Source organism: Pectobacterium actinidiae (assembly GCF_000803315.1).
GTDB lineage: Bacteria > Pseudomonadota > Gammaproteobacteria > Enterobacterales > Enterobacteriaceae > Pectobacterium > Pectobacterium actinidiae.
The window spans coordinates 809,918-834,615 of record NZ_JRMH01000001.1 but is presented as its reverse complement, the minus strand read 5'-3'; the positions used below and the strand labels follow the sequence as shown (position 1 = coordinate 834,615).

22 protein-coding genes, 1 tRNA gene and 1 pseudogene are annotated in these 24,698 nt (G+C 50.0%); 15 read left to right on the top strand and 9 right to left on the bottom strand.

Annotation, left to right across the window (positions count from 1 at the left end; all coding sequences use genetic code 11):
- Window positions 1-75 precede the first annotated feature (75 nt).
- Window positions 76-420, bottom strand: a complete 345-nt coding sequence (locus KKH3_RS03490) for a YggL family protein (RefSeq protein WP_010299679.1) — start codon at window positions 418-420, stop codon at window positions 76-78.
- Window position 421: 1 nt separating this feature from the next.
- Window positions 422-1,141, bottom strand: coding sequence for a tRNA (guanosine(46)-N7)-methyltransferase TrmB (gene trmB / locus KKH3_RS03485; RefSeq protein WP_039355820.1), 720 nt, complete (start codon window positions 1,139-1,141; stop codon window positions 422-424).
- 165 nt (window positions 1,142-1,306) lie between these two features.
- On the opposite strand from trmB, the gene mutY reads away from it, so the two are divergent.
- The 4 genes from mutY (at window position 1,307) to KKH3_RS03465 (ending at window position 4,985) form a co-directional block, all read left to right on the top strand.
- Window positions 1,307-2,413: an A/G-specific adenine glycosylase gene (mutY, locus tag KKH3_RS03480; RefSeq protein ID WP_039355817.1), complete on the top strand. Its 1,107-nt coding sequence runs from the start codon at window positions 1,307-1,309 to the stop codon at window positions 2,411-2,413.
- Window positions 2,410-2,682: an oxidative damage protection protein gene (locus KKH3_RS03475; protein ID WP_014700955.1), complete on the top strand. Its 273-nt coding sequence runs from the start codon at window positions 2,410-2,412 to the stop codon at window positions 2,680-2,682. Before mutY ends, KKH3_RS03475 begins: the two co-directional genes overlap by 4 nt.
- 52 nt (window positions 2,683-2,734) lie before the next feature.
- Window positions 2,735-3,808, top strand: coding sequence for a membrane-bound lytic murein transglycosylase MltC (gene mltC, locus KKH3_RS03470; protein ID WP_039355813.1), 1,074 nt, complete (start codon window positions 2,735-2,737; stop codon window positions 3,806-3,808).
- Between the two features lie 94 nt (window positions 3,809-3,902).
- Entirely contained in the window at window positions 3,903-4,985 is a 1,083-nt protein-coding gene (locus KKH3_RS03465; RefSeq protein WP_039355810.1) for a helix-turn-helix domain-containing protein, read from the top strand.
- Here KKH3_RS03465 and KKH3_RS03460 read toward each other — a convergent pair.
- From KKH3_RS03460 to KKH3_RS03450, 3 genes are all read right to left on the bottom strand, one after another.
- Window positions 4,948-5,991, bottom strand: coding sequence for an alpha/beta hydrolase family protein (locus tag KKH3_RS03460; RefSeq protein ID WP_039355807.1), 1,044 nt, complete (start codon window positions 5,989-5,991; stop codon window positions 4,948-4,950). The genes KKH3_RS03465 and KKH3_RS03460 overlap by 38 nt on opposite strands.
- Before the next feature lie 211 nt (window positions 5,992-6,202).
- Complete coding sequence (locus KKH3_RS03455; RefSeq protein WP_039355804.1) at window positions 6,203-7,033, bottom strand: phosphoenolpyruvate hydrolase family protein; 831 nt, start codon at window positions 7,031-7,033, stop codon at window positions 6,203-6,205.
- A 15-nt stretch (window positions 7,034-7,048) separates the two neighbouring features.
- On the bottom strand, window positions 7,049-8,272 hold the full coding sequence (locus tag KKH3_RS03450; protein ID WP_039355801.1) for a Tm-1-like ATP-binding domain-containing protein: 1,224 nt from the start codon (window positions 8,270-8,272) through the stop codon (window positions 7,049-7,051).
- 288 nt (window positions 8,273-8,560) lie between these two features.
- On the opposite strand from KKH3_RS03450, the gene KKH3_RS03445 reads away from it, so the two are divergent.
- From KKH3_RS03445 to ansP, 3 genes are all read left to right on the top strand, one after another.
- A complete protein-coding gene (locus KKH3_RS03445) occupies window positions 8,561-9,190 on the top strand; it encodes a TetR/AcrR family transcriptional regulator (RefSeq protein WP_039355798.1) in 630 nt (209 codons plus the stop codon).
- 79 nt (window positions 9,191-9,269) lie between these two features.
- Window positions 9,270-10,010 carry an SDR family oxidoreductase gene (locus tag KKH3_RS03440; protein ID WP_039355795.1) on the top strand — a complete coding sequence of 247 codons (741 nt, stop codon included), beginning with the start codon at window positions 9,270-9,272 and terminating at the stop codon, window positions 10,008-10,010.
- Between the two features lie 381 nt (window positions 10,011-10,391).
- Window positions 10,392-11,843, top strand: coding sequence for an L-asparagine permease (ansP, locus tag KKH3_RS03435; protein ID WP_039355792.1), 1,452 nt, complete (start codon window positions 10,392-10,394; stop codon window positions 11,841-11,843).
- A gap of 75 nt (window positions 11,844-11,918) precedes the next feature.
- Here the strand turns inward: ansP and KKH3_RS03430 are convergent, their stop codons facing one another.
- Window positions 11,919-14,072 (bottom strand): ornithine decarboxylase, encoded by a 2,154-nt coding sequence (locus tag KKH3_RS03430; protein WP_039355789.1) that lies wholly within the window; start codon window positions 14,070-14,072, stop codon window positions 11,919-11,921.
- Window positions 14,073-14,747: 675 nt separating this feature from the next.
- Here KKH3_RS03430 and KKH3_RS03425 point away from each other — a divergent pair.
- Both KKH3_RS03425 and KKH3_RS03420 read left to right on the top strand, forming a co-directional pair.
- Window positions 14,748-14,823 (top strand) — tRNA-Phe (locus KKH3_RS03425).
- Between the two features lie 161 nt (window positions 14,824-14,984).
- The gene (locus tag KKH3_RS03420; protein ID WP_052201287.1) at window positions 14,985-16,181 is read left to right on the top strand and encodes a tyrosine-type recombinase/integrase; all 1,197 of its coding nucleotides are present in this window, start codon (window positions 14,985-14,987) and stop codon (window positions 16,179-16,181) included.
- A gap of 7 nt (window positions 16,182-16,188) precedes the next feature.
- Here the strand turns inward: KKH3_RS03420 and KKH3_RS03415 are convergent.
- The 3 genes and pseudogenes from KKH3_RS03415 to KKH3_RS03400 form a co-directional block, all read right to left on the bottom strand.
- Window positions 16,189-17,300 (bottom strand): IS3 family transposase gene (locus KKH3_RS03415; protein WP_181939645.1). Its coding sequence is split into 2 segments (ribosomal slippage): window positions 16,189-17,039 and window positions 17,039-17,300, totalling 1,113 coding nucleotides; the frame shifts between segments, so codons are not numbered across the junction.
- Between the two features lie 60 nt (window positions 17,301-17,360).
- Window positions 17,361-17,657: pseudogene (locus KKH3_RS03405) on the bottom strand (DNA helicase); the annotation flags it as partial.
- A 265-nt stretch (window positions 17,658-17,922) separates the two neighbouring features.
- Window positions 17,923-18,891 carry a LysR family transcriptional regulator gene (locus KKH3_RS03400; RefSeq protein ID WP_039355779.1) on the bottom strand — a complete coding sequence of 323 codons (969 nt, stop codon included), beginning with the start codon at window positions 18,889-18,891 and terminating at the stop codon, window positions 17,923-17,925.
- A gap of 255 nt (window positions 18,892-19,146) precedes the next feature.
- Here KKH3_RS03400 and KKH3_RS03395 point away from each other — a divergent pair, with 255 nt between their 5' ends.
- The 6 genes from KKH3_RS03395 to KKH3_RS03370 all read left to right on the top strand — a co-directional run bounded on the left by KKH3_RS03395 (window position 19,147) and on the right by KKH3_RS03370 (window position 24,688).
- A complete protein-coding gene (locus KKH3_RS03395; RefSeq protein ID WP_039355778.1) occupies window positions 19,147-20,709 on the top strand; it encodes a class I adenylate-forming enzyme family protein in 1,563 nt (520 codons plus the stop codon).
- A gap of 101 nt (window positions 20,710-20,810) precedes the next feature.
- Complete coding sequence (locus tag KKH3_RS03390) at window positions 20,811-21,086, top strand: acyl carrier protein (protein ID WP_039355776.1); 276 nt, start codon at window positions 20,811-20,813, stop codon at window positions 21,084-21,086.
- The gene (locus tag KKH3_RS03385; RefSeq protein WP_039355773.1) at window positions 21,083-21,580 is read left to right on the top strand and encodes a 3-hydroxyacyl-ACP dehydratase FabZ family protein; all 498 of its coding nucleotides are present in this window, start codon (window positions 21,083-21,085) and stop codon (window positions 21,578-21,580) included. The genes KKH3_RS03390 and KKH3_RS03385 overlap by 4 nt, the downstream gene beginning before the upstream one ends.
- Window positions 21,574-22,719: a beta-ketoacyl-[acyl-carrier-protein] synthase family protein gene (locus tag KKH3_RS03380; RefSeq protein ID WP_039355769.1), complete on the top strand. Its 1,146-nt coding sequence runs from the start codon at window positions 21,574-21,576 to the stop codon at window positions 22,717-22,719. Before KKH3_RS03385 ends, KKH3_RS03380 begins: the two co-directional genes overlap by 7 nt.
- Entirely contained in the window at window positions 22,716-23,249 is a 534-nt protein-coding gene (locus KKH3_RS03375) for a hypothetical protein (protein WP_039355766.1), read from the top strand. Before KKH3_RS03380 ends, KKH3_RS03375 begins: the two co-directional genes overlap by 4 nt.
- Window positions 23,246-24,688, top strand: a complete 1,443-nt coding sequence (locus tag KKH3_RS03370; protein ID WP_039355763.1) for a class I adenylate-forming enzyme family protein — start codon at window positions 23,246-23,248, stop codon at window positions 24,686-24,688. The genes KKH3_RS03375 and KKH3_RS03370 overlap by 4 nt, the downstream gene beginning before the upstream one ends.
- Window positions 24,689-24,698 lie beyond the last annotated feature (10 nt).

Sequence of the window (24,698 nt, the reverse complement as noted above, 5' to 3'; positions counted from 1 at the left end):
GAGCCAGAATCAGCTCAGGCATGTTTGCTTAGATTAAAGCGTGTGCTTAAACCAACGCTTTTATTTCAATCGATGTTACAGCAGGTGTTCTGGCAGATCCCACCAGATATCGAACAGGTTGCTGACTTTAACGTCCGTCAGTTTCTGCTCTTCCAACCAGCGGCTAACCAGTTGGCGATGCTCTTCGGTGCAGTGACCGATTTTTTGCAGACAGATCAGGCCTTCCCAGAGCAAATAACCGCTGCCTTCGAATGCCAGTCCCTGTGGTTCAATGACGTCGTCAACGAACTTATCCATCAGCTTATCGATATCTTCGACGCTAGTGCCTTCTGGAAAGCGAAAGCTGACAGAAAAACCTAATTCCTGAAACTCATCAATGTGCAGTTTTTTACGTAAACGACGGCTACGAGCTTGTGCCATTTTATTTTATCCTCTCAAACATCAGATCCCACACGCCATGCCCCAAACGCTGGCCGCGTGCTTCAAATTTCGTCAGCGGACGGGATTCCGGCCGCTCAACGTACTCATTATTATCGGAAAGATTACGGTACTCGGTGACAGAGGTCATCACTTCGAGCATATGTTGCGCGTAAGGTTCCCAGTCTGTTGCCATGTGGAACACGCCGCCGACTTTCAGCTTACTCTGTACCAGTTGGACGAAAGGCACCTGGACGATACGGCGTTTATTATGACGGGCTTTGTGCCACGGGTCGGGGAAGAAGAGTTGAACCATGGACAGCGAACCATCCGGTATCATGTTCATCAGCACGTCGACCGCATCGTGACACATCACGCGCAAATTGCTGATTCCCGCCTCTTGTGCAGACGCGAGACACGCCCCTACGCCCGGCAGGTGAACTTCTATACCGAGGAAATTCTGCTCGGGATGCTGTGCTGCCATCGTCACCAGCGATGCGCCCATCCCAAAACCAATCTCCAGCACCACAGGGGCGTCACGGCCAAATAGCGCGTTAAAATCTACCTGCTCGGTCTGATATTCCACGCCCATCACCGGCCAGTAGTTATCCAGCGCCAGCTGTTGCCCATTGGTCAAACGCCCCTGACGGCGGACAAAGCTACGGATACGACGCATCGGGCGCCCATTTTCATCAAATTCCGGTGAAATGACGTTATTAATCATAAAGAGTGCTTACTTGCTGTCCGATTTCGTTAAGGAAACGCGCATTATGCAAGGATACCGTGGTTTAGCAAGCCCACTGCCTCGGAAAGTTCCGGTTTACAGCACATTCACTCTGTGCTGGAATCGCTATCAAACTTTTTACCTGCCGGATAGTGACCCCATTTTATGATGCAAGCGCAACAGTTCGCCCATCAGGTGCTGGACTGGTACCAACGCTATGGCCGCAAAACCCTGCCGTGGCAGCTTGAGAAAAATCCCTATAAAGTATGGCTATCCGAAGTGATGTTGCAACAAACGCAGGTCACCACGGTTATCCCCTATTTCCAGCGCTTTATGGAACGCTTTCCGAACGTCAGCGCACTGGCGGCAGCCCCGCTCGACGAAGTGCTCCACTTGTGGACCGGCTTGGGCTACTACGCCCGTGCGCGTAATTTACACAAAGCGGCACAGACCATCGTGTCACGTCACGGCGGCGAATTCCCCACCACCTTTGATGAAGTCGCAGCGTTGCCGGGCGTCGGGCGTTCCACCGCAGGCGCGGTGCTGTCGCTCGCTCTCGGCCAGCATTACCCGATTCTCGACGGTAACGTGAAGCGCGTGCTAGCCCGCTGCTACGCCGTGGACGGCTGGCCGGGCAAGAAAGATGTCGAAAAGAAACTGTGGGCGCGGAGTGAAGACGTCACACCAGCCGAAGGCGTCAGCCAGTTTAATCAGGCGATGATGGATCTCGGTGCGATGGTCTGCACCCGCAGCCGCCCCAAGTGCGAGCTGTGTCCGTTGAACACTGGCTGTATTGCCTACGCCAACCACAGTTGGGCGCAATACCCCGGCAAGAAACCGAAGCAGACGCTGCCGGAGAGAACAGGCTGGTTCCTGCTGATGCAACAGGGTTCCCAAGTCTGGCTGCAACAGCGCCCCGCCGTGGGCCTGTGGGGCGGGCTATTTTGCTTCCCGCAGTTCAGCGAACGTCGGGAATTGGAACTCTGGCTGCAACAACGTGGTCTGAATCCTGATGGATTGCAACAGCTTGTCGCGTTCCGCCATACATTCAGCCATTTTCATCTGGATATCGTTCCGCTCTGGCTGGACGTATCACAGACCGATCGCTCACAAAACAGGTCCTGCATGGATGACGATGCAGGTCTCTGGTATAACTTAGCGCAGCCGCCATCTGTCGGACTGGCCGCCCCGGTAGAACGCCTGCTGAGGGAATTGGCTCACCCGCAGTCTACACATTTGAATGCCTGCGCAATTGATGAGGAAGAAGCATGAGCAGAACGATTTTTTGTACTTTTTTACAACGTGACGCCGAAGGGCAGGATTTCCAGCTCTATCCGGGCGATCTGGGCAAGCGCATCTATAACGACATCTCTAAAGAAGCCTGGGCGCAATGGCAAACCAAGCAAACCATGCTGATCAACGAGAAAAAGCTCAGCATGATGAATGTTGACGACCGTAAACTGCTGGAACAGGAAATGATCAAATTCCTGTTTGAAGGGAAGGACGTACACATCGAAGGTTATACGCCTCCGAGCCACTGAGATGGCGGGCTTTCGGGCCCGCTTACGTCCCCATTCCGACACGGCTTGTTATATGAAGAAAATGTTAGCGCTGCTGGTGATTGCACCACTGCTGGTTTCCTGTTCAGGAAACAAAGGGAATGCCGACAACGAAGAGTTTCTCAAGGATACCAACGCCTTCGATATTTTGATGGGGCAATTTGCCCACAACATCGAAAATATCTGGGGGATGAATGAAGTTCTGATCGCGGGCCCAAAAGACTACGTCAAATACACCGATCAATATCAGACGCGTAGCCACATCAACTTTGATGCCGGTTCAATCACTATCGAAACCATTTCGGCAACCAACTCCGTTGCCAGCCTGCGCCAGGCGATTATCACCACCCTGCTGATGGGTGATGACGCCAGTAATACCGACCTGTATTCCGACGCTAACGATATTCAGATCAGCCGCGAGCCGCTGCTGTATGGGCAGGTGCTGGATAACACCGGACAGCCGATCCGCTGGGAAGGCCGAGCCGCCAGCTTCGCGGATTATCTGCTCCAGAACCGTCTGCAAAAACGCACCTCCGGCCTGCACGTTATCTGGTCGGTCACGATCCAGCTCGTCCCTAACCATCTGGATAAGCGTGCGCACAAATATCTGCCGCTGGTGCGTAAGGCCTCCGAGCGTTACGGCATTGAAGAATCGCTGATTCTGGCGATTATGCAGACAGAGTCCAGCTTCAACCCTTACGCCGTCAGCCGTTCTGATGCGCTGGGTCTAATGCAGGTCGTGCAGCACAGCGCAGGGCGCGACGTCTTCAAGATGAAAGGGAAATGGGGACAGCCAAGCCGCAGCTATCTGTTCGATCCAGAACAAAATATCGATGCCGGTACCGCCTATCTGTCGATTCTGAAGAACAGCTATCTGGCCGGCATTGAAAACCCGACGTCTAAACGCTACGCCGTCATCACCGCGTATAACGGTGGCGCAGGCAGCGTGTTGCGCGTCTTCTCCAGCGATCGCGAGCGCGCCGTGGGCATTATCAACAACATGTCACCGAGTGATGTCTACCAAACGCTGACGACGAAGCATCCGTCTGGCGAATCACGCCGTTACCTGTACAAAGTGAATACGGCACAGAAAAATTACCGCCGCTAATTCACGCGCACCACAGAACGCCGCACTACCGGGTTTACTCCGGTAGTGCGGTTTCATCAGGATAGATTGCTAAAAAACGCTTCTGATAAACACGATGACCGCGATTCCCTTACCGTTTATTACTGCACTTCTGCTGGTTATTTTGTTTTTTCGCATCCAGTTTCTGGATATTCAAAATCAAGCGACTAACAGGCGTAATACCAAAGCAGAGGCGATACTCATCGTCGTCAGCTGTCTTGCCCTGACAGTCGTGGCGCTACGCTGGGGCGGCCATGCTGCCTTCCCCTCATTTATCCAACCCGCCATTGCCGCATCCATTCCGCCGCTGTTATGGCTTTGCCTGTTCCCCTATCGAGGAAAGACATCTGATGCTTTAAACCACAGACGTCGACGCTCTCTCCGGCATCTGTTACCGCCCTTACTCATCCTTGGCGCAAGTACCGTCCAGAGCCAAACAACCGTGCCACTTATCGATCTGATGCTGGTGAGTGTTTACTTCGGCTATGGGGCAATGCTGATTTACAGCGCTCGTCATCGTCAAACACCCTCTCCCCTGTGGAAAAGCGCGCCGTTTATCGCCGGGCTGTATGTGCTTATCTCCGGCGCTATCGATATCGTCATTGCGCTGGATATCGCGTTCTACAGCGGGAATAGCGCGGCGACCATTATCACCGTATTCCACATCATCATGCTGGCAATCTTGACCCTGCTTATCGTCACGCACTCTGCACAACACCCACAGGCTGAGCTTATCGTTACTCATGACCAGAAGCCGGAAGCGCTACCCGCTACCGATGATGAACACCAGTTGGCGAAAACGTTAGATGACTTCATTCGTACTCAAGCGTTATACACCGACCCCAGCATGACGCTTCAGCGCCTGAGCAGACGCATGGGAATACCGCTAAGACGCCTGTCCGAAACCATTAATCGCGTTCACGGCCGTAATTTCTCGCAGGTGATGAACGAATACCGTATCGAGGAGGCGAAACGCCTCCTCAGCCAAACGGATGCACGAATCACGGATATCATGCTGGAAAGCGGATTTCAGACTAAATCAAACTTCAACCGCGAGTTTTTGCGACTCACGGGGATGAGCCCGAGCGTCTGGCGTAGTCAGCACCCACTTCGGGAACAGGCTACGGCTTCCGCCACGCCGCCTGAAGAAAATCGCTAACGTCTTTCACAACCTCTTGTTGAATCTGCTCACGCGAACGTGCGCCGCCATCGAGACAAATCATGCCATCTCCCGGATTCTCGGCATTAATGATCTCAATGGCACCCGGCTTACAAAGCTGCATGAAACTAAAATGCGTCGCATCGGCAATTTCCTTGTAGGCTGAATACGCTGGTGACAGCTTCTGTGCCAAATCGTGAGATTCCAGCTCGGCAGGCAGTTCCTCATTGGGATAGCCAGCCGCAACGATCAAAACGGGAATGTTGATTGCCGCGAGACTCTCCGCAGTAAACCCTCGCGCTAGCCCCATATCCAGCGAGACCACCGCACTGACACGCGGATCCGCCAATGGCTTATCAAGCTGCGCAAGTAGTGACGCATTCTTTGCGATATGCATCTTTTCATAAGCCTTGCAGGACGCCAGCGCAGCATGCGTCAGACAATCACGCTCAAATTGCTGCGTGCTAAAACGCCCACCCGCTAACGCCAATACCGTCCATCCCCCCAGCGAATGACCAACTGCGGCAATACGCTGCGCATCAACACGCCCCGTTTTTTCTGGGGCAGCGAGTAAAGCGGTAATAACGCGGCTAATATCGTTGGGCCGTAGCCATAATTCCTGAGCCTTCTCAACCCGCATATCTTTAGTGGTCGTTCCTGGGTGATTAGGTGCAGCAACAATATAGCCTTGCTTCACCAACGCCTGTGCCAGCCAGAGCTGATTAAACCAACTCCCACCGTAACCGTGTGAAACCACAATCAAGGGATGCTCACCAGATTCAGGCACGGCATTTTTACTTACCACTATGCCGGGAAAGACGGCATTGTCACCAATGGTCGTGGTCTGTGAGGATGACGAAACCGGATAAAATACGGCGACGTCTAGCGGCCTATTATTGGCTCCATCCGCCAGCGTTATTTGTTGAAACCCAATCCCCATATCCGCCATAACGGCAAAGCTGAGTAGTAAATTCGTTATCAATCCTATCGTGATACGCCATGTCATATCTATTTCTCCGAAGTTTTCGCACTGTGAAAAATAGCATTTATAACAATGACTTTATTGCCCACGCGACCTAAAACGCTATGTAGTACCTCCCTGATTCCCAAAAAACTGCGGCCAGCATAAGCTGGCCGTATTCCCTGATATTGGCGCAAAATTTACCCACCTTCTTCCTGCTTTAGGACATCAGCGGATATAGAACCAAATAAGTGTATTAACGCTTAATTTTTTTAAATTGCTGTGTAGTAGCCGTTAATGCGGTTTCTGTCGGCAGCCGCTCCATAGAGCTGGCACCGTAAAAACCATCACATTGCGGGCAGTGATCCATAATGAACTGGGCATCCTGCGGTGTTGAAATCGGTCCGCCGTGACACAGTACAATCACATCCTTACGTATCGCCTTCGCCTCATCCGCCCAGTGATTAATCAACGGCACACAGTCTGCAAGATTCAGCGCCGTTTCCGCCCCAATATTGCCGCCAGTGGTTAACCCCATGTGCGGGACAATGATGTCCGCGCCCGCTTTCGTCATCGCGACCGCATCTGCCGCACTGAACACATAAGGCGTTGTCAGCATGTCTTTTTCGTGCGCCAGACGAATCATGTCCACTTCCAGCGCATACCCCATCCCGGTTTCTTCGAGGTTGGCACGGAAATTACCGTCAATCAGCCCAACGGTTGGGAAGTTCTGCACACCAGAGAACCCCAGCGCTTTCAGGTCATCCAGAAATTTATCAAACTGACAGAAAGGATCGGTCCCGTTTACGCCCGCCAGCACAGGCGTATGCTTCACAACCGGCAGCACTTCTTTCGCCATATCCACGACGATCTCATTCGCGTTGCCGTAAGCCAATAGGCCAGCCAGCGAACCTCTCCCTGCCATGCGATAGCGCCCGGAGTTGTAGATCACGATCAGATCGATGCCGCCCGCTTCTTCACATTTCGCGGAAAGCCCTGTTCCCGCGCCACCGCCGATAATCGGCTCGCGGCGCGCGATCATTTCGCGGAATTTTGCCAGCAGTTCCTGGCGATTCATGCCTGACATTATGCTTCTCCCTTCTTATTTCACTAACGCCCGAAACGCATCGACAGCGGCCTGGGCAAATAAAGGATCGTTAATATGGAAAGGCAGACGAATAATCTGTCGTCTTGCCGTTTGCTGAACGACGCTCTCCAGCGTGCCGATAAACGCCTCGCGTGCTTCTGGGTGCCAGAATGCCTGATCAGGCGCATCCAGCGCGGAGAAGCCGCCTTCCGGGATCAGAAAACGCACTTCGCCTTCACAGCGGTTAAGCTTTTCCCCAATCCAGTGCGCCATCGCAATATTTTCATCTATTGTGGTTCGCATCAGGGTGACCTGTGCGTTGTGGTTGTAGAACAGGCGATGCGCATATTTCTCCGGCACACTGGCGGGAGCGCCAAAATTCACCATGTCCAGCGCGCCACAGGACGCCACATAAGGCACCTGCGTCTTGGCTATCGCATCAAACCGTTCCGGCCCGCAGGCCAGCACGCCATCAAACAGTAAATCGCACACCTCCGTCGTGGTGAGATCAAGCACGCCAGTGAGCAAATGGCTATCCACCAGCTTTTCCATCGCTTTCCCACCGCTGCCCGTCGCGTGAAAGACCAGACAATCAAACTCCGCTTCCAGCAATTTACTGGCTTCCTGAATGCACGGCGTCGTAACCCCAAACATGGTCAGGCCAATCGCGGGCTTATCGTCATGATGTTCCTGGATATGAAACTTCACGGCACCGGCGATCTGGTGCGCGGCGTTGCCGAGAACCTGACGAGAAATGCGGTTCAGGCCCGCCACGTCGGTAACGGAATACATCATGCTGATATCGCTGGCACCGATGTAACCGGAGATATCGCCGGAGGCCATCGTCGACACCATCAGTTTCGGCATACCAATCGGTAACGCCTGCATCGCGGGCGTAATCAGTGCCGTTCCGCCGGAGCCGCCAAGGCCGAGCACCCCGGCAATATCCTCGCGGGATAGCATGAAGTATTCAAACGCAACGGCCATGGCGCTAATCGCCTGCCCTCTGTCATGGCAAAACACCGCCGATGCGCCCTGCGGATGGTAAGATGCCACCGTTGCTGCACTGATATCTGCCGCATGTGACACCTGTGAATCCGTTGATGGCGGTGTCGTTGACAGATCGATCGTGACGGTTTTCAAGCCTGTCGCGGCAATCAGATCGCGGACGTAAACCTGCTCTTTTCCTTTAGTATCAGCGGTACTTGCAATATAAACGCTGCCCACCTCACTTCCCATCTGGTATCCCTCCCACCGTTAGTGAAACAATTAACAGATTGATATAGATAGTAATTACAAGAAAACAAAAACAGATAAGATTAATTTATCGCCATATTGAGACTTGAGTATCAGAAAGACAAATCATTAAATACCCAAATGAGACAAAAGTCTCAAAATGTTATGTATGGCATTACATTAACAGTAAGAAAGCTTGACGTGGCACAAGAATCACGCAATTTGCTATAGTTCAGGCGACAACGCCGTGCTGCCCGAGAGCGTCCGGCCCGAAAATTCAATGAGGTCTATGTGATTGAACGGGATGAAAAACTGACATCAACACGGGCGAAAACCCGTCGTTTATTAATTGATACCGCCATGAATATGTTCGATCAAGGCATATTCCCTTCCATTACGGATGTTGCAGCTGCGGCTCAACTTTCGCGTGCGACGGCCTACCGTTATTTTCCGACGCAAAGTGCATTAGTCTCCGCAGTTGTTGGCGAAAGCCTTGGCCCGATTCTAGCGTGGCATCCGACACAGCCGGATGCCAGTGAACGCGTGTCTGAACTGCTGAACTTTGCCTACCCAAGAATGCTGGAGCATGAAGGTGCGCTGCGTGCAGCGTTACATCTTTCGCTTCAACAATGGGCCGATCGCCGCTCCAACCGCCTCCATACAGATACGCTGACGCGCGGCAATCGTAAACGCCTGCTCAAGATTGCCACCGAACCGCTGGAAGGGAAAATCACGCCGGAAGCACAACAGCGGGTGATTTATGCCTTATCGCTCATTTACGGTTCCGAGGTTTTTCTGGTGCTGAAAGATATCTGGCATTTGGAAGAAGACAGCATTCAGGATGTTACGCAGTGGGTTGCCAAAGCCATTTTACGGCAGGCGGAAGAGGACGCCGCGCAGGCCGATTCACAGAAAACCTAACGAATGCATTCATGCTGCCTCCCGCCCTGTCACCGGATACGCAGCAACGGAAGCACATTCTTTACCAAGGGAACACATGATGCTGAAAGGTAAACGCGCGGTTGTCACCGGCGGTGGCCGCGACTTTGGACAAGCAGTCTCCGTCTGGCTGGCTCGCGAAGGCGTGAAAGTCGATCTTTGCGCCCGTAAACTGGCCGATGCACAGGCCAGCATCGACATCATTCATCAGGAAGGCGGCACGGCGCGTGCGTATCAGTGCGATATTGCCAATCCCGATTCGGTCAGCAATTTTTCCGCACAACTGCTTGAAGACAGCACACCCGTCGATATTCTGGTACTCAGCGCCGCCCAATGGCTGGAAGGCGCATTGGGGGAAGAAGACACCGATGCGGATATCGTCAGCACCATCAACTCTGGCCTGACCGGTTCTATCCTGCTCACCAAAGCGCTATTGCCGAGTTTACGCCGTTCACAGGGTGCCGATATTCTGGCGATGGTTTCCGTCTGCGGCGTACCACAGTTCCACGACTCTATCGCCCACCCCGCGTTCTTCGCCGCCAAGCACGGCATGAGCGGTTTTAGCCTGAGTCTGGCGCATCATGTCGCACAGGAAAATATCCGCGTGACGGGATTTTATCCGCCAGATTTTGAGGTCACTGGCTTGGATGGCAGCCCCGCTAGCGGAGAAAAAATGGGCGAGCATCTGCTAAACGCCCGCTCGATATGGGAAACCATGCGTTTCGTGCTCACCCAGCCGCGCAGTTGCCATATCAACGCCATCCATTTTCAAGGTCCGACGCGCGCAGATATCGGCGTGTAACCCATCACATCTTGCTTTTCATCCCGTCCCGGTCTTGATCGATTAACCGGAGCGGTGAAGGGTGTTCCCCACCTGACACACCGCGTTCCCCCACGCATCATGCTCTGACACACTTTCCTTCTATCCATTTTTTGCCACAGCACACAGGAAAAGGTAGCATCGCTGCCGTTGTTTTCTGCCATGCGGCCAACCGCACTCAGCGCACTATAAAAAAACGCCGGGAGCGTTTTTCAACGTTGCGTAGCAACGGCCCGAAGGGTGGCGTACAGGGATGTACGACATAAAAATGTCACAGGCGAAAACATAACCAACTGAATTCGAAATAATAATAGCGAGCGCGTCGCCAAGAGATGCGTGACAGACAGGAAAACACCGACATCAATGACACAACATTCCTCTCCTCATGACGAGCATCATGCCGCCGCGCAACGTCTACACGAAAAGGGTTATCACCAAAGTCTCGGCAATCGCCATGTGCAGATGATCGCAATTGGCGGTTCCATCGGCACTGGGCTGTTTCTTGGTGCGGGGGCTCGTCTGCAAATGGCAGGCCCAGCCCTGGCACTGGTCTATCTGGTTTGCGGGATCTTCTCTTTTTTCATCCTGCGCGCGCTGGGCGAATTGATTGTCCATCGCCCCACCAGCGGTAGCTTCGTGTCGTACTCGCGTGAGTTTCTGGGTGAAAAGGCCTCCTACGTGGCGGGCTGGATGTACTTCCTCAACTGGGCAATGACCGGGATTGTCGACATCACCGCCGTCGCACTCTACATGCACTACTGGGGCACCTTTGCCGATGTCCCACAGTGGCTGTTCGCGCTGGGTGCACTGTCCATCGTCACGCTGATGAACCTGATCGGCGTGAAGTGGTTTGCTGAAATGGAGTTCTGGTTTGCGCTGATTAAGGTCGCGGCTATCACCATTTTTCTGGTGGTCGGCACGGTCTACCTCGGCACGGGCAGCCCGCTGGACGGCAACACGCCCGGTCTGCACCTGATTACCGACAACGGCGGCCTGTTCCCACACGGTATTCTGCCTGCGCTGGTGCTGGTTCAAGGGGTGATATTTGCCTTTGCTGGTATCGAGATCATCGGGACGACGGCAGGTGAATGTAAAAACCCAGAGCAGGTGCTGCCGAAAGCGGTCAACAGCGTCATCTGGCGTATCGGCCTGTTCTACGTCGGTTCTGTCGCGCTGTTAGTCTGCCTGCTGCCGTGGAACGCCTATCAGGCCGGACAAAGCCCGTTCGTGACCTTCTTCAGCAAGCTGGGCGTTCCCTATATCGGGACGATCATGAATATCGTGGTGCTGTCCGCCGCGCTGTCCAGCCTGAACTCCGGTCTGTACTCGACGGGACGCATTCTGCGCTCACTGTCGCTGGGTGGCTCAGCGCCCGCTTTCCTGTCAAAAATGAGCGGCCAGTCCGTACCCTATACCGGCATTTTGGTCACGGTCGGCATCCACATTATCGGCGTGGTGCTGAACTACGTGGTGCCATCGCAGGTGTTCGAGATCGTCCTGAATATCGCCTCGCTCGGCATTATCTGCTCCTGGGCGTTCATCATTCTCTGTCAGATGCAGCTGCGTAAAGCGATTCGCCAGGGGAAAACCAAACCGGTAGCGTTCAGAATGCCCGGTGCGCCCGTGACATCATGGCTAACGCTGGCTTTTCTGGTGAGCGTATTGGGACTAATGGCGTTTGATTACCCGAACGGCACCTGGACGATTGCGACAGTTCCAGTGCTGGCAATCATGTTGATGATCGGCTGGCGCGGGCTGAAAAAGCAGCGTGAAGCGGTGAAACTCGCCAATCAGCAGGAATCTAATTTGCGTTAAGAGACTAACATCTTAGGGCAGAAAAAACGCAGGCTCGCTCCGAGCCTGCGTTTCTTAGTCTACCTAGCTCCGTAATTACTGTTCTACTACGTAACCGTACAGACGCTTGCGGCCATCGTCTTCCGCGACGCTATAGACACCCTGCAATTCCGGGGAGAAGCCGGGCAGCAGGTTAATTCCCGCTTCCAGCGCCAGAAAATAGCGCTGTACCGCCCCGCCCCAGGTTTCACCCGGCACGACACACAGCACGCCCGGCGGATACGGCAATGCGCCTTCTGCCGCGATACGCCCTTCCGCTTCGTCGATAGGAATCAGTTCAATATTTCCGCGCACGAATTCTCTATTAGCATCTTGTGGCAACATCACCACGGACGGAAACTCGGTTTTGCGGAACATCGCTTTTTGCAGATCTTTCACGTTGTGCTGCGCGTAAAAATCATGCATTTCCTGACACAGCCGACGCAGTCGGTAGCCGCGATAACGCTCTTTGTATTTCTGATACAAACTGGGCAACACTTCACTCAGCGGCGCATCACGGGCGATCAGCGTTTCAAAATGCACCAGCGCATTCACCAGTTCCTGCATTTTGGCAGCATCTTCCGCTGGCGTTAACAGGAACAGAATCGAGTTCATGTCACATTTTTCAGGGATGATGCCGTGCTCGCGCAGATAGTTGGCGAGGATCGTCGCCGGAATACCAAATTCGGTATAGTCGCCGCTAATTGCATCAATACCCGGCGTCGTCAGCAGTAACTTGCAAGGATCGATAAAATACTGATCCTCCGCGTACCCTTCAAACGCGTGCCATTTCTCGCCCGGCTCAAAGTTGAAGAAGCGCACGTCCCGCGCGATCGTCTCCGTATCGTGATCCTGCCAGAGCACACCGCCCACCGTCGCAGGCACGAACGGTTTGATGAGCGAACAGCGCGTCAACAGCTGCTTACGTGCCTCAATGCCCAGCTTAACGCAGTCCATCCACATCCGACGCCCACTTGCCCCTTCGTGCATTTTGGCATTGACGTCTAGCGCGGCGAACAGCGGATAGAACGGGCTGGTTGAAGCATGCAGCATAAAGGCGTTATTCAGTTGCTTATGGTTGCAGAAACGACGCTGACCTTTGATATGCGTATCTTTTTTGTGGATCTGCGAAGTCTGGGAGAAGCCCGCCTGCTGCTTATGCACCGACTGAGTGACGAAAATCCCCGGATCGTTTTCATTCAGATCCAGCAACAATGGCGAACACTGCTCCATCATCGGGATAAACTGCTCGTAGCCGACCCAGGCGGAGTCAAACAGAATGTAGTCACACAGGTGCCCGATGCTATCGACTACCTGACGCGCGTTATAAATGGTGCCGTCATAAGTGCCAAGCTGGATAACGGCCAGACGGAACGGGCGTGCCTCGTTGGCGCGTTCTGGCGCGACTTCCGCAATCAGCTTGCGCAGGTAGGCCTCATCAAAACAGTGCGCATCCATGCCACCGATAAAGCCGAACGGATTACGTACAGTTTCCAGATAGACCGGCGTCGCGCCCGCCTGAATCAGCGCACCGTGATGGTTAGATTTATGGTTGTTACGATCAAACAGCACCAGATCGCCGCGCGCCAGCAGCGCGTTCGTCACCACTTTGTTCGCAGAAGAGGTACCATTCAACACGAAATAGGTTTTATCGGCGTTAAACACGCGCGCAGCGTGCTTTTGCGCCTTCTTCGCCGCGCCTTCATGGATCAGCAAATCGCCCAGCTTGACGTCAGCGTTACAGATGTCCGAACGAAAAACGTTCTCACCGTAAAATTCAAAAAACTGACGCCCCGCCGGGTGCTTGCGGAAGAACTGACCGCCCTGATGCCCCGGGCAGGCAAACGTCGTGTTTTTCATGTTAACGTACTTGGTCAGCGTATCGAAAAACGGCGGCAGTAGCGCATCCTGATAGGCTTTCGCTGCACGTTCCAGCACGTTCGCGTGCTCACCTTCGTCATCGAGAATCAGCCATTCGCTGCCAGCAGGCAGAGCATCTAACTCTTTATCTTCATCAGGCTCTTCGACAAACGCCGGAATGCTAAAACCGGAGTGCTGCAATATCGACAGAATGCCGCTACGGGCTTCCTCAATAGAAACCACGACCGCCGCCACATCCGTGAAGTCAGTCTGGCTCAACGCGACAATCTCGCGCGTTGTGATTAAACGGGTGGCAACCGCTGCATTCGCCGCAATTTTTAACTGTTTCATGTAACCAAACCCAAACGGTTAAAGGTAAGTGTACGTGCCTGGAAGACACCGTTCAGGGATAACAATCCCGACCAATCACAATGCCAATCAATAACGACAAGCGCATGATCCCTACAGGTAAACTGTAGGCTAAGAATGGAAAAACTGGAGCCAGCACCATCCGATAGACATCAGTAAAAGCAGAGGCGTACTCTATTTTTACTCATGCCTAACAGTGAGCGAACGAACGCCTCACCGCATGGTGAAGGGGGATAATCGACGGGGAGAAAAGTAAACCGCGCAGGGGTGATAAGAAGATACACGCAGTGACGTCATCAACGAACTGGCGCGAGCGTGCTGCACCATGAGCAATGAATCTGACATATCGGCGATCCTCTTTAACTAACGCTAACTACGCTTAAAGGGGCGTTCAGGTGAACGAGACGTTAAAAAACAGCGCAATAGTGGCATTATTCTCCATCAAATTCAACAATCCAGCCCGACTCAACGCGGTAAAAAGTGCAACGAAACATGCTGCACGCATTAGGAAGAAACGTTAACACGCTAAGCGTGCTGAAAGGATCGCCAGAAACTGGCTAGCAAATAATACAATTGCCTGAAAATAGCGCAGGCGCTCCGCTTTGTGACAGAAACCCGTTGACGCCACGCGGCCAATACGGTTTAATGCGCCCCGTTGCCCGGATAGCTCAGTCGGTAGAGCAGAGGATTGAAAATCCTCGTGTCCTTGGTTCGATTCCGAGTCCGGGCACCACCTTTCCTTTTTTATGCTTCCTTATCAATCCCTATATTGTTGCGATTCAATAAGTTGGCGTGAAAATCTTTTCCGATGCGTTTTGATTTATCCCTTCGTATCGGGGAATTTGTGGGTCAGATTGCGGGTCATTCAGTTCGATGAACGGGAGTGACCCTCATATGTTAACTGACAGCAAAGTCCGATCCGCGAAACCTCTCGCAAAATCTTATAAGCTCACAGACTCGCAAGGCCTGTACCTCACGGTATCCCCCAGCGGCGCTAAGCTATGGTATTTCCGCTATCGCTTCGGCGGTAAAGAAAACCGTCAGGCCTTTGGACCCTACCCTCAAACTACACTGGCAGAAGCCCGCGAAAAGCGCGATGCAGCGCGTAAGCTATTGGCGTCCGATATCAGCCCTTCTCAACTTCGTAAATCGAACAAGCCCGCCGTTGATGAATCCCGCACCTTTCAGTATGTCGCTCAGGCGTGGCACACCAGCAGCCTGAAACTCTGGTCGGACGCGCACGCCGATAAAATTCTCACCTGCCTGAAACGCTACGTTTTCCCCGCGATTGGCGCGATGGATATCGCACAGGTTGAAACCCGCCATCTGGCGCAGTTGGTTAAGGCGATTGACGATAAAGGCGTGCATGACGTCGCCGGACGGGTGCGCCAGCATCTGACTAAAATCATGCGCCACGCCGTCCAGCAGGGCATCATCAAATACAATCCGGCTTACGATTTGGACGGCGTCGTGACCCCGGTTGTGACCCAACATCACCCCGCTCTGCCGCTGAAACGCCTGCCTGAACTGCTGGCGAAGATGGAGAACTACAAAGGCCGGATGCTCACCCGTCTGGCGCTGGAGCTGAATCTGCATGTTTTCCTGCGCTCCAGTGAACTGCGGTTTGCCCGCTGGGATGAATTCAATCTGAAAGCGCATATCTGGAGCGTGCCCGCCCAGCGCGAAGCGGTAGACGGCGTGCGGTTCTCAGAGCGTGGCGCCAAGATGAAGGATGAACATCTGGTGCCGCTGTCACGGCAGGCGGTCACCCTGCTGAAACAGATTCAGGCGATTTCTGGCGAATCGGTCTTCGTTTTTCCCGGCGCACATACCCTGAACAAGCCGATGAGTGAGAACACCATCAACAAGGAGTTGCGCGTGATTGGCTATGACACCAAAACCGAAGTCTGTGGGCATGGTTTCAGAACCATGGCCTGTAGCGCCCTGAACGAGTCCGGACGCTGGTCAAAGGATGCCATTGAGCGGCAGATGAGCCACAAAGAGCGCAACGGCGTGCGGGCGGCGTATGTGCATAAGGCGGAGCATCTGGAGGCCAGAATCGAAATGATGCAATGGTGGTCGTGTAAGTAGACCGCTTTTAGTTCCACACACTTTTTGAGATTTCCGGTTCCTCGGTCATCAGCCGGTATTCTTCCGGCGTCAGGTTATTCAGGGATTCATGAGGCCGTTCGCTGTTGTATTCCGTCAGCCAGCGCTCTGTGATTTCCCTCGCTTCATTCAGTGTTCTGAACAGGTAAAAATCCAGTATTTCTGTCCGGTACGTTCGGTTAAAACGTTCGATAAAGGCATTCTGCGTGGGTTTTCCCGGTTTAATAAATTCCAGCACCACGCCATGCTCTTCAGCCCACTGCGCCAACGTCAGCGAGATTAGCTCCGGGCCATTGTCCATCCGCAGTTTCAGCGGATAACCACGGTTTGCCACGATCCTGTCCAGTACTCTGACCATCCGCTGCGCTGGGATATTCAGATCGATTTCTATTGCGAGAGCCTCGCGGTTAAAATCATCTACTACATTGAAGGTCCGAAAGCGTCTGCCGCAGACCAGCGCATCATGCATAAAATCTATCGACCGGCTCTGGTTAAGTGCTTCCGGCGTCGCCAACGGAGTAGGATTGCGCACCGGCAGACGTTGCTTTCCCTTACGACGAAAATTCAGTTTAAGCAGGCAGTAAATCCTGTGAACGCGTTTATGATTCCAGGCATTGCCTTGCCTGCGCAGCACCTGAAACAGCTTCTTGAAGCCGTAACGGGGGTAGCGTTCAGCCACCTCCGACAGAGCCTGGATCACCGGTTCATCACGACAGGTGTCCGGCTGATAAAAATACACCGTCCTGCTCAGCGATAACGTCCTGCATGCCTGGCGTATGCTCATCGTAAACTGCGCGGTCAGGTAACTGACGAGCTCACGCTTTATCGCTGGTTTTAAAGCTTTTTTTCGATGACATCTTTCAGAGCACGACACTCAAGACTCAGATCGGCAAACATCTGTTTGAGACGACGATTTTCGTCCTCCAGATCTTTCATCTTTTTGATATCAGAGGCTTCCATACCGCCAAACCTCGCTTTCCAGTTGTAATAGCTGGCTTCGGAAATGCCGGCTTCGCGGCAGACATCCTTGACGGTACGTCCAGCTTCGACAGACTTCAAAACGGCAATGATCTGGTGTTCAGTGAATCGGGCTTTACGCATGACGATCTCCTCAGGGAACATGCTCAGTATGTCGGAAGATCTCTAAAAGTGAATGGTTCGGTTTAGCGGTCTACTTACACGCAGATTGGGTGTTAATCTCGGTTTTAGATGCTTGCCAAATTTCATCCATGCCAGCTGATGAGAGGTCTTACATTCGCCGTTGAAGGGAAATTTACGTTCAGCTTCGTCACGAACGGCTCGATTATACGCAAGGTAGAGCATCCTTTGATCCGGGTTGGCCTGTGCGTAGCGAACCAGTGTTGTCGTTTTACCCGTTCCAGTAAAAGCATTAACGACCAGATGCCGCCCTTTCCAGTTGATGACAGCCGATTGTTCTGGCGTATCTGAGTAAGCCATGCCTGTACTCCATGGTGAAAAATACTGCTGGCACAGTGCGGGAAAGTGCGTATTTTCGCCATGAAAAACTAATTCCTCATTTTGGAAATTTTTAGAGATAAAATATTCAACTGCTAACCAAATTTAAAAAAATAAAAAAAGATTATTTTTATCAGATAAATAATTTTTCGATAGAAAATATCATTAACCTAAACCACGCCACCATCAAGCGAACTCAGTTTTGACGGAGTGCCACTTGTGGTAAGTTTATCGCGATTACGCAAGGCTATTTATTAATATCCTCTGTCGCCATCAATCGACAATTATGGTTACTCACAGTACATCCATCATTAAAACACAACTCAGAAAGCCTTCTACTAGATAAATCTAACTTCACGGAATCTAGCAAGGAAGAATAATTATTAACACAATCAACCTGCCTTAAGAAATAATATCCTTTACCTGAATAAAAAGCACATTTAAATGGTGTTAACAAAACACCATCCATTAACTCATCATAAACCATACCAATATCAACAACTGCTATCCCCAATCCTTTTATAACAGCATTGATAGCTGAATCCATCGACTCAAACTCATACTTATTGATAACTTGAAACCGCTCTTTCAACCTTGCTTCTTCACACCAAAAAGACCAGTCTAATTCTCTTGATTTAACATAGACAAGATCAATTAGGATTCTATTATCTTTTTCAAAAAGATGTAACAATTTTGGAGAAACCACTACAATTAAACATTCTGGTGAAAGCAAAGTACAATCCCATTCATTAGAAAACTTACCATTTCCATATTTTACTGTTGCGTCATGATGCTTTGAATTGGCTGGGGGGTAAGAACATTCATCATTTATAGTTTCGACAGTGACTATTGGGAAGCCATCTTGATTTTTGTATTTCCTTAAAACAGGAATGAACTGGCGTATAGAGAAAGTATATGGACTGCTTATAGTTAATACTGTTCCAGCACGGTGAATGTTTTCGCATGCCTTGCTTAGTATTTCGAATGCATGACTAAGCTCGGTAGCAAAAGACTCACCTTCTTTAGTTAAAAAAACCTTTGGTCCATTACGATAGAAAAGCTTTCTTTCAAAAAAAATCTCTATAGTATTTATATGCTTACTAATGGCACTTTGTGAAATAAATAACTCACTTGCGGCCAAAGTGAAGGATTGATGCTTGGCTGCTGATTCAAAAGCTTTTAATGCGTAAAGAGGGGGAATCTTAGTCCAGTCCATTTATTCATCTCCATTATATAAAACATCCCAATAAACGCGCATTAGCTATCTCTCACTTCAGATCCATTAACTATGAGAATAATCTCAAAAAACCATAAAATAAATCATGAGAAAAAATAATAATAACAATGACTATTTTCCATTTTTTAATCCGATGAGTATCATCTATAAAAATTGAATGTTAGTTCACAAATATCGCCCCCCAATTACTTAGCTTACTTTTATTAAGTTTTATATGGAACAATGGGAGCAACTATGGATATCTTTTCATCTTTTAGAAAGCACGCTCTTTTGCATTCAAAGGAAACAGCATTAAAGTCAATTGATAACAATATATCTTTTTATGATTTACTTCTTCTAATCCAAGGAATAGCTGCAGGATTGAAGAATGCTAATATAAAAAAAGGAGACCGAGTTTCAATCCACATGGGAAACTGCTTTGAACTTGTAGCCACATATTATGCCTGCCTAAAAATTGGAGCTATCTTTGTCCCTCTCAGCCTAAAACTGTCAACTAAAGAAGTAAAAAATCTAATTCAACATAGCTCATCCTGTGCATACATCGGTGACAAAAAAAGATTCTATGAGGCAAAAAAAGAAATTGAATCATGCACAATCCTGGAAAAAAAATGGGTTGTAGGCCTCAAAAGTGAAGACAAAAAAAATAATACATCTGATTGGGAAGACATCATATCACAACCTTTTGATGATGCAGAAGATAATACTTACACGAACGAAATTGCATCTATATTTTATACATCTGGGACGACAGGGCATCCCAAAGGGATTGTTTATTCACAAAAAACGCTAATTGATGCAATAAATTTAACAAAAGCAACTATAAACCCCAAACCCACCAAATCAGATGTCGATAAACTAGCTATTCTTAGCTTAGTCGATCTCATTAGCCCATGGAGTATACTTATTACTTTTTCAGCTCTTCACAAAGGGTATCCAGTACTATTACTTTCAGAAGTCGACATAGAAAACATTACAGAAACATTAAAAGAAACAAAGCCAGCATGGATTGCAGGAACACCTTCAAACTTTAATAAAATCATTAAAAAAGAAGAGAATAAAAAAAATTCACTCGATCTTAGTGAAACAGTTTGTGTCGCGGGAGGAGATTCCTGCGCAACAGAATTAAGCCAGAAATTTTTTGAGTGTTTTGGTTCTCATCTTCAAAGCTCTTATGGTCAAACAGAACTAGGGGGACCAGTAATATACCATCACGATATCTATGCTACAAACGAACCCTCTATTGGTTGGCCCCTACCCGGCGTAGAAATTCAAATAAAGAATACTCAATCAAGTAATGGAGAACTTTTCATTCGCTCTCCGGCGAAAACCATAGGAATTTGGAATGGACATGATATTGAGCTATTTCCCTCTGATCGATGGATCGCTACCGGTGACCTTGTTCGACAGGAAAATAATAGCAACTTGATTTTTCTTGGGAGAGAAAAAGATCAAATAAAAATAGAGGGCTATCCAGTATACCCAATAGAAATTGAGCATGCCCTTGTTCAACACGAAGACATCGCCGCCTCAGTAGTGTTTAGCGTCCCAGATAACTTCGCTGGCGAACGTATTATCGCATTAATTACCCCCAAAAAAGACCACTCACTTAATGCAGAAAAAATAGCATCCTACTTATCCGATAACCTTGCTCATTACAAACATCCATCCGAATACATTTTCATTAAAGAAATACCAGTCAACACAACGGGAAAAATCAGCCGTAGGAAACTATCAAATGAATACCATTCATTAAAGAATCAGGCAGAAATGGTTTTTGATGTTAAAAGAAAACAGTAAACATCAAAGAATTTATGAAATCTATTCACAAACCATGAATAGATAACACTAATGGCATCTAGTGCATTAAAAACTCTTATCAACCTAAAGGAATCATAACCTTGAAAAACATAGAAAATATCATTATCGGAATCCTAATCGATGATCTATTTATTGGCATCCCTCGTTCAGAAATTGAAACAGACATCAATATGCGCGATGGTCTTGGTCTAGATTCCTTAGGGTTTAGTGAACTACGAGCCCAGTGTGAATATGCCTTTAATATCAAAATTGAAGATGAATACTTTACTCCTCAATATTTCGACTCAATTCAAACGCTCACGAAATTGATTTCAGAGCTAATCCTAAAATCAAATAACCAGGGAGAAAACCAATGAATGTTCAATCCCAAGATAAAGATGACCGTCAGCCACGTTTAATGGGATTTACGGAGCTTAAAGGATGGCTAAGACACAGGCATCCTATGGTTTACCTCGATCGAGTTCTTGATTACGAGCCAGGGAAATATATTAAAACACTTATGGCTGTTTCGGGTCAGACAGATGCTATCGCTGGCCATTTTCCCGAACGCGCTATTTTTCCTGCAAGCCATATGGTGCAGGCCATATCACAATCGGCAATTATTTTATTTCAGCTTTCAACATCACCACTAGCTGATGATGAAATCACGCTAGTGGGCTCAATCAAATCTCGATTTACACGAGTAGTTGTGCCCGGAGATCAAATTATTTTTAATCTCAATTGCGAAAGTTTGCGAGATAAATTCCTGACCTTTTCCTGTAAAGCAGAAGTCTCCGGTCAAACGGTCGGAATGCTAAAAGGCTCACTAGTGCGCGAGAATATATCCACGCTAGGAGAGCAGTTATGGTAAATCATCACTCCCCTGTTTGGGTTACAGGTATGGCTTGGTCTACAGCGTTAGGTGATGAAATACCCACGGTCTGGCAATACCTGCTAGAGGGTATCTCTGGTATAACCGAACTGGACTCGGCATTATCGCTACGCAGTAACCTTGCTGCCCCCATACCAGATATCCCCTTAGAATGGGAGGGGGCAAGACGTCAACATACATTAACGGTAAAAACCTTACGCAAGGCACTTGAGGATGCTTCTATTCCTGAGGATGACCCAGATATTCTCCCAGTTTTAGGAACCAGCTACGGTCATCATTTAGACTCAGCCGATACTTTGTCGTTATCGGAATGGTCAACACAAGCGGTCAAAGCAGTCGGTTGTGTTAAGCCTCCTATCACAGTAAGTACAGCCTGTTCAGCTGGCTCCGATGCAATTTTAACGGGACTGAGCTTTATCAAGGCGGGTCTTACCGAAATATGTGTATGCGGGGGGGCCGATGTACTGACTCTGGGGAAACGACTCAGCCATTCACGGCTAGGCACAATGTCTACCGATGGTTTACGTGCGTTCGATGTCAGCCACAACGGCACTGTACTCGGCGAAGGCGCTGCATTTCTGATACTTGAATCCGAAGAACATGCTAAACGTCGTGGTGCTAAGCCTTATGGAATCCTTGCAGGAGCGGGCTCCGCAAACGACGCCGCCAGTGCAGTTTCGCCCGATTTATCAGGGCAAAATGTGATGCTTACCGTAGAACGAGCGCTGAATAGCGCAGGCTTAAAACCGGAAGATATTTCCATTATAAACGCTCATGGTACAGGAACACAGGTTAACGACAGTGTAGAGGCAAAAGCTTATTCAGCTTTTTTTTCACCCTTACCACACCTGCCGACATTATTCGCAACAAAAGGTGCATTTGGGCATACACTTGGCGCAACGGGAGCCATTGAAGCCATTGCAGTGCTACAGGCATTAAAAACACAACGGCTTCCCCCCATTCATGGATTGTACGATCCCATAACACCCTCCAATTTACCTATCGCCAATCAAAAAAGCATGCCCTGCACGGCAACAGCCGGGCTGAGCATAACGCTTGGATTTGGCGGATTTAACACCTGTCTGGTTTTCCAAAGTGCAGGGAGCGCAGCACGATGACCAATGTCGAAACCTTAACCATGAAATCACTCAACATACTGGGTCATGGGATAGCAAGTACGCCTGATTTATGTACGTACAAACCTGCACAAAAAGCATCGCTTTATGCGGACCCTTTGTCATGGCTTGTTCTTGAAGCCGTTGAGCAGGCTATCAACGAGTATCGAGATGTCATCACATCGGCTTGTTCTTCTGTGGGGCATATCGCGATTAGCGACCAATGTACGCTCAAGACCATACACGATATCTCAGAAACACTTTCCTCAGGACACCTTTCACCACTGCGTTTTTCCGGTGCGTGTCCTGGGATGATCATCGGACTTCCATCGCAATTTCTACGATTTAGTGGTCCGAGTATCGTATGGAGTATGCCACCGGACAACATGCAGCCCTATGCCACAGCATTAGCGCAACTCTGGCTGGATGAGGGGTCGGCAACTCACGTCATTATTACCGATCATCGTGTCGACGAATCAGGCCACCACATTCGCAGTATTGTCGTCACTCAGAGCGGAGGGGAACACCAATGACGTCCCAACCCACAATCACGCCCAGTTCTGCTCAGCACTTTCTGGATGGGCTTATTCAGGTCGATGCCAATCCGCATGATGCACCATCGTTTATTTTCGTCGATTTGGTAAAACATCTTCGTGAACAAGGGATTGAACCCGGCAATCCCGTAATGGTAGCAATTCCGAATAGCGTGCAATTCGCTGTAATCATTTTTGCTCTGCTGACCATTGGCGCGGTTCCCGTTCTACTACCGTCTTCTGCACCAGCGTCTCGTATTTATCGTATCGCGCAGGTAGTTGGCGCCAGAAACCTGATCGCATTACACCTTCCCCCAGGGCTGGCGCAAGCACAACCTGTGCAGCCTCTGCCGCAATCGGGTCAGTTGATTCGCGTGGATATATCCCGTGAACACAGTTATCAGCCGGGGGAGATCATTCTTCTCACATCAGGAACGTCCGGAATCTTCAGCGGCTGCTTATTTCATATCAATGATTTATTTCGTAATGCGAGAAATCATGCGCAAGCCGTTGAACAGCGTACGGAAGATCGGATATTGATCAACCTACCGATGTACTACTCCTATGCTTTCGTCGCACAACTACTCTCCTCTTTTGCGCTAGGAAATACGGCTATTATTGCCGGCCCCCCGTTCACGCCGGGCAACTACGAGCGAACGATTGAAACCTATCAAATTACCCAGTCATCCATTACGCCGACAATGGTTAATGCCTGGCTACAATCCGGTTCCGAACAGCTTCCAGCTCCGCTACGACGTCTGACCATCGGTGGAGACGCTCTTTCAGCCAGCTCAGTTGAAGCGATTCTATCTCGTAATCCTGGGCTCGAACTGTATCTCACCTATGGTTTGACTCAGGCTGGCCCCCGAGTTGCAACACTGGCTGCGCATCGCGCATCGCCTGATAAATATGCGTCCGTCGGTAAGCCTTTCCCTGAAGTTAACGTTTACCTAGGCAAGGACAACCCTGAAGACAAGGATGGCGAACTTATCGTTGAAACCTATACCGGCATGATTCGACGAATCCGCAGTCTGGATGAAGGGATGGATACACCACGCAATGGAGAGCGTCGCATCATCCATACCGGCGATCGTTTCACCATTGATGAGGACGGTTATCTTTTCTTTAAACAGCGTAATCCAACCTATGTCATGAGCCGCGGCGAAAAAGTGTGTTTGAAATCGATCAGTGAAATAGCCGAAACCATTGCGGGAGTTTCTCATGCGGAAGCCTGGGTACATAACGACGCCGCCGAGACCAACGGAGTGGAATTCACGCTGGATGTCTATTGTCAAGACAACGCTCTGAGCGAAGGAGAGATTCGGCGCCAGCTCGGAAAAATTCTGCTCCGTAGTGAACAGCCGAAAATTATCACGCTGTATTCCTCTTCAGACATAGGGTGGAGAAAAACCGCTCGTCAAAACGTCGCTACCCAATAATAGGAGTTCA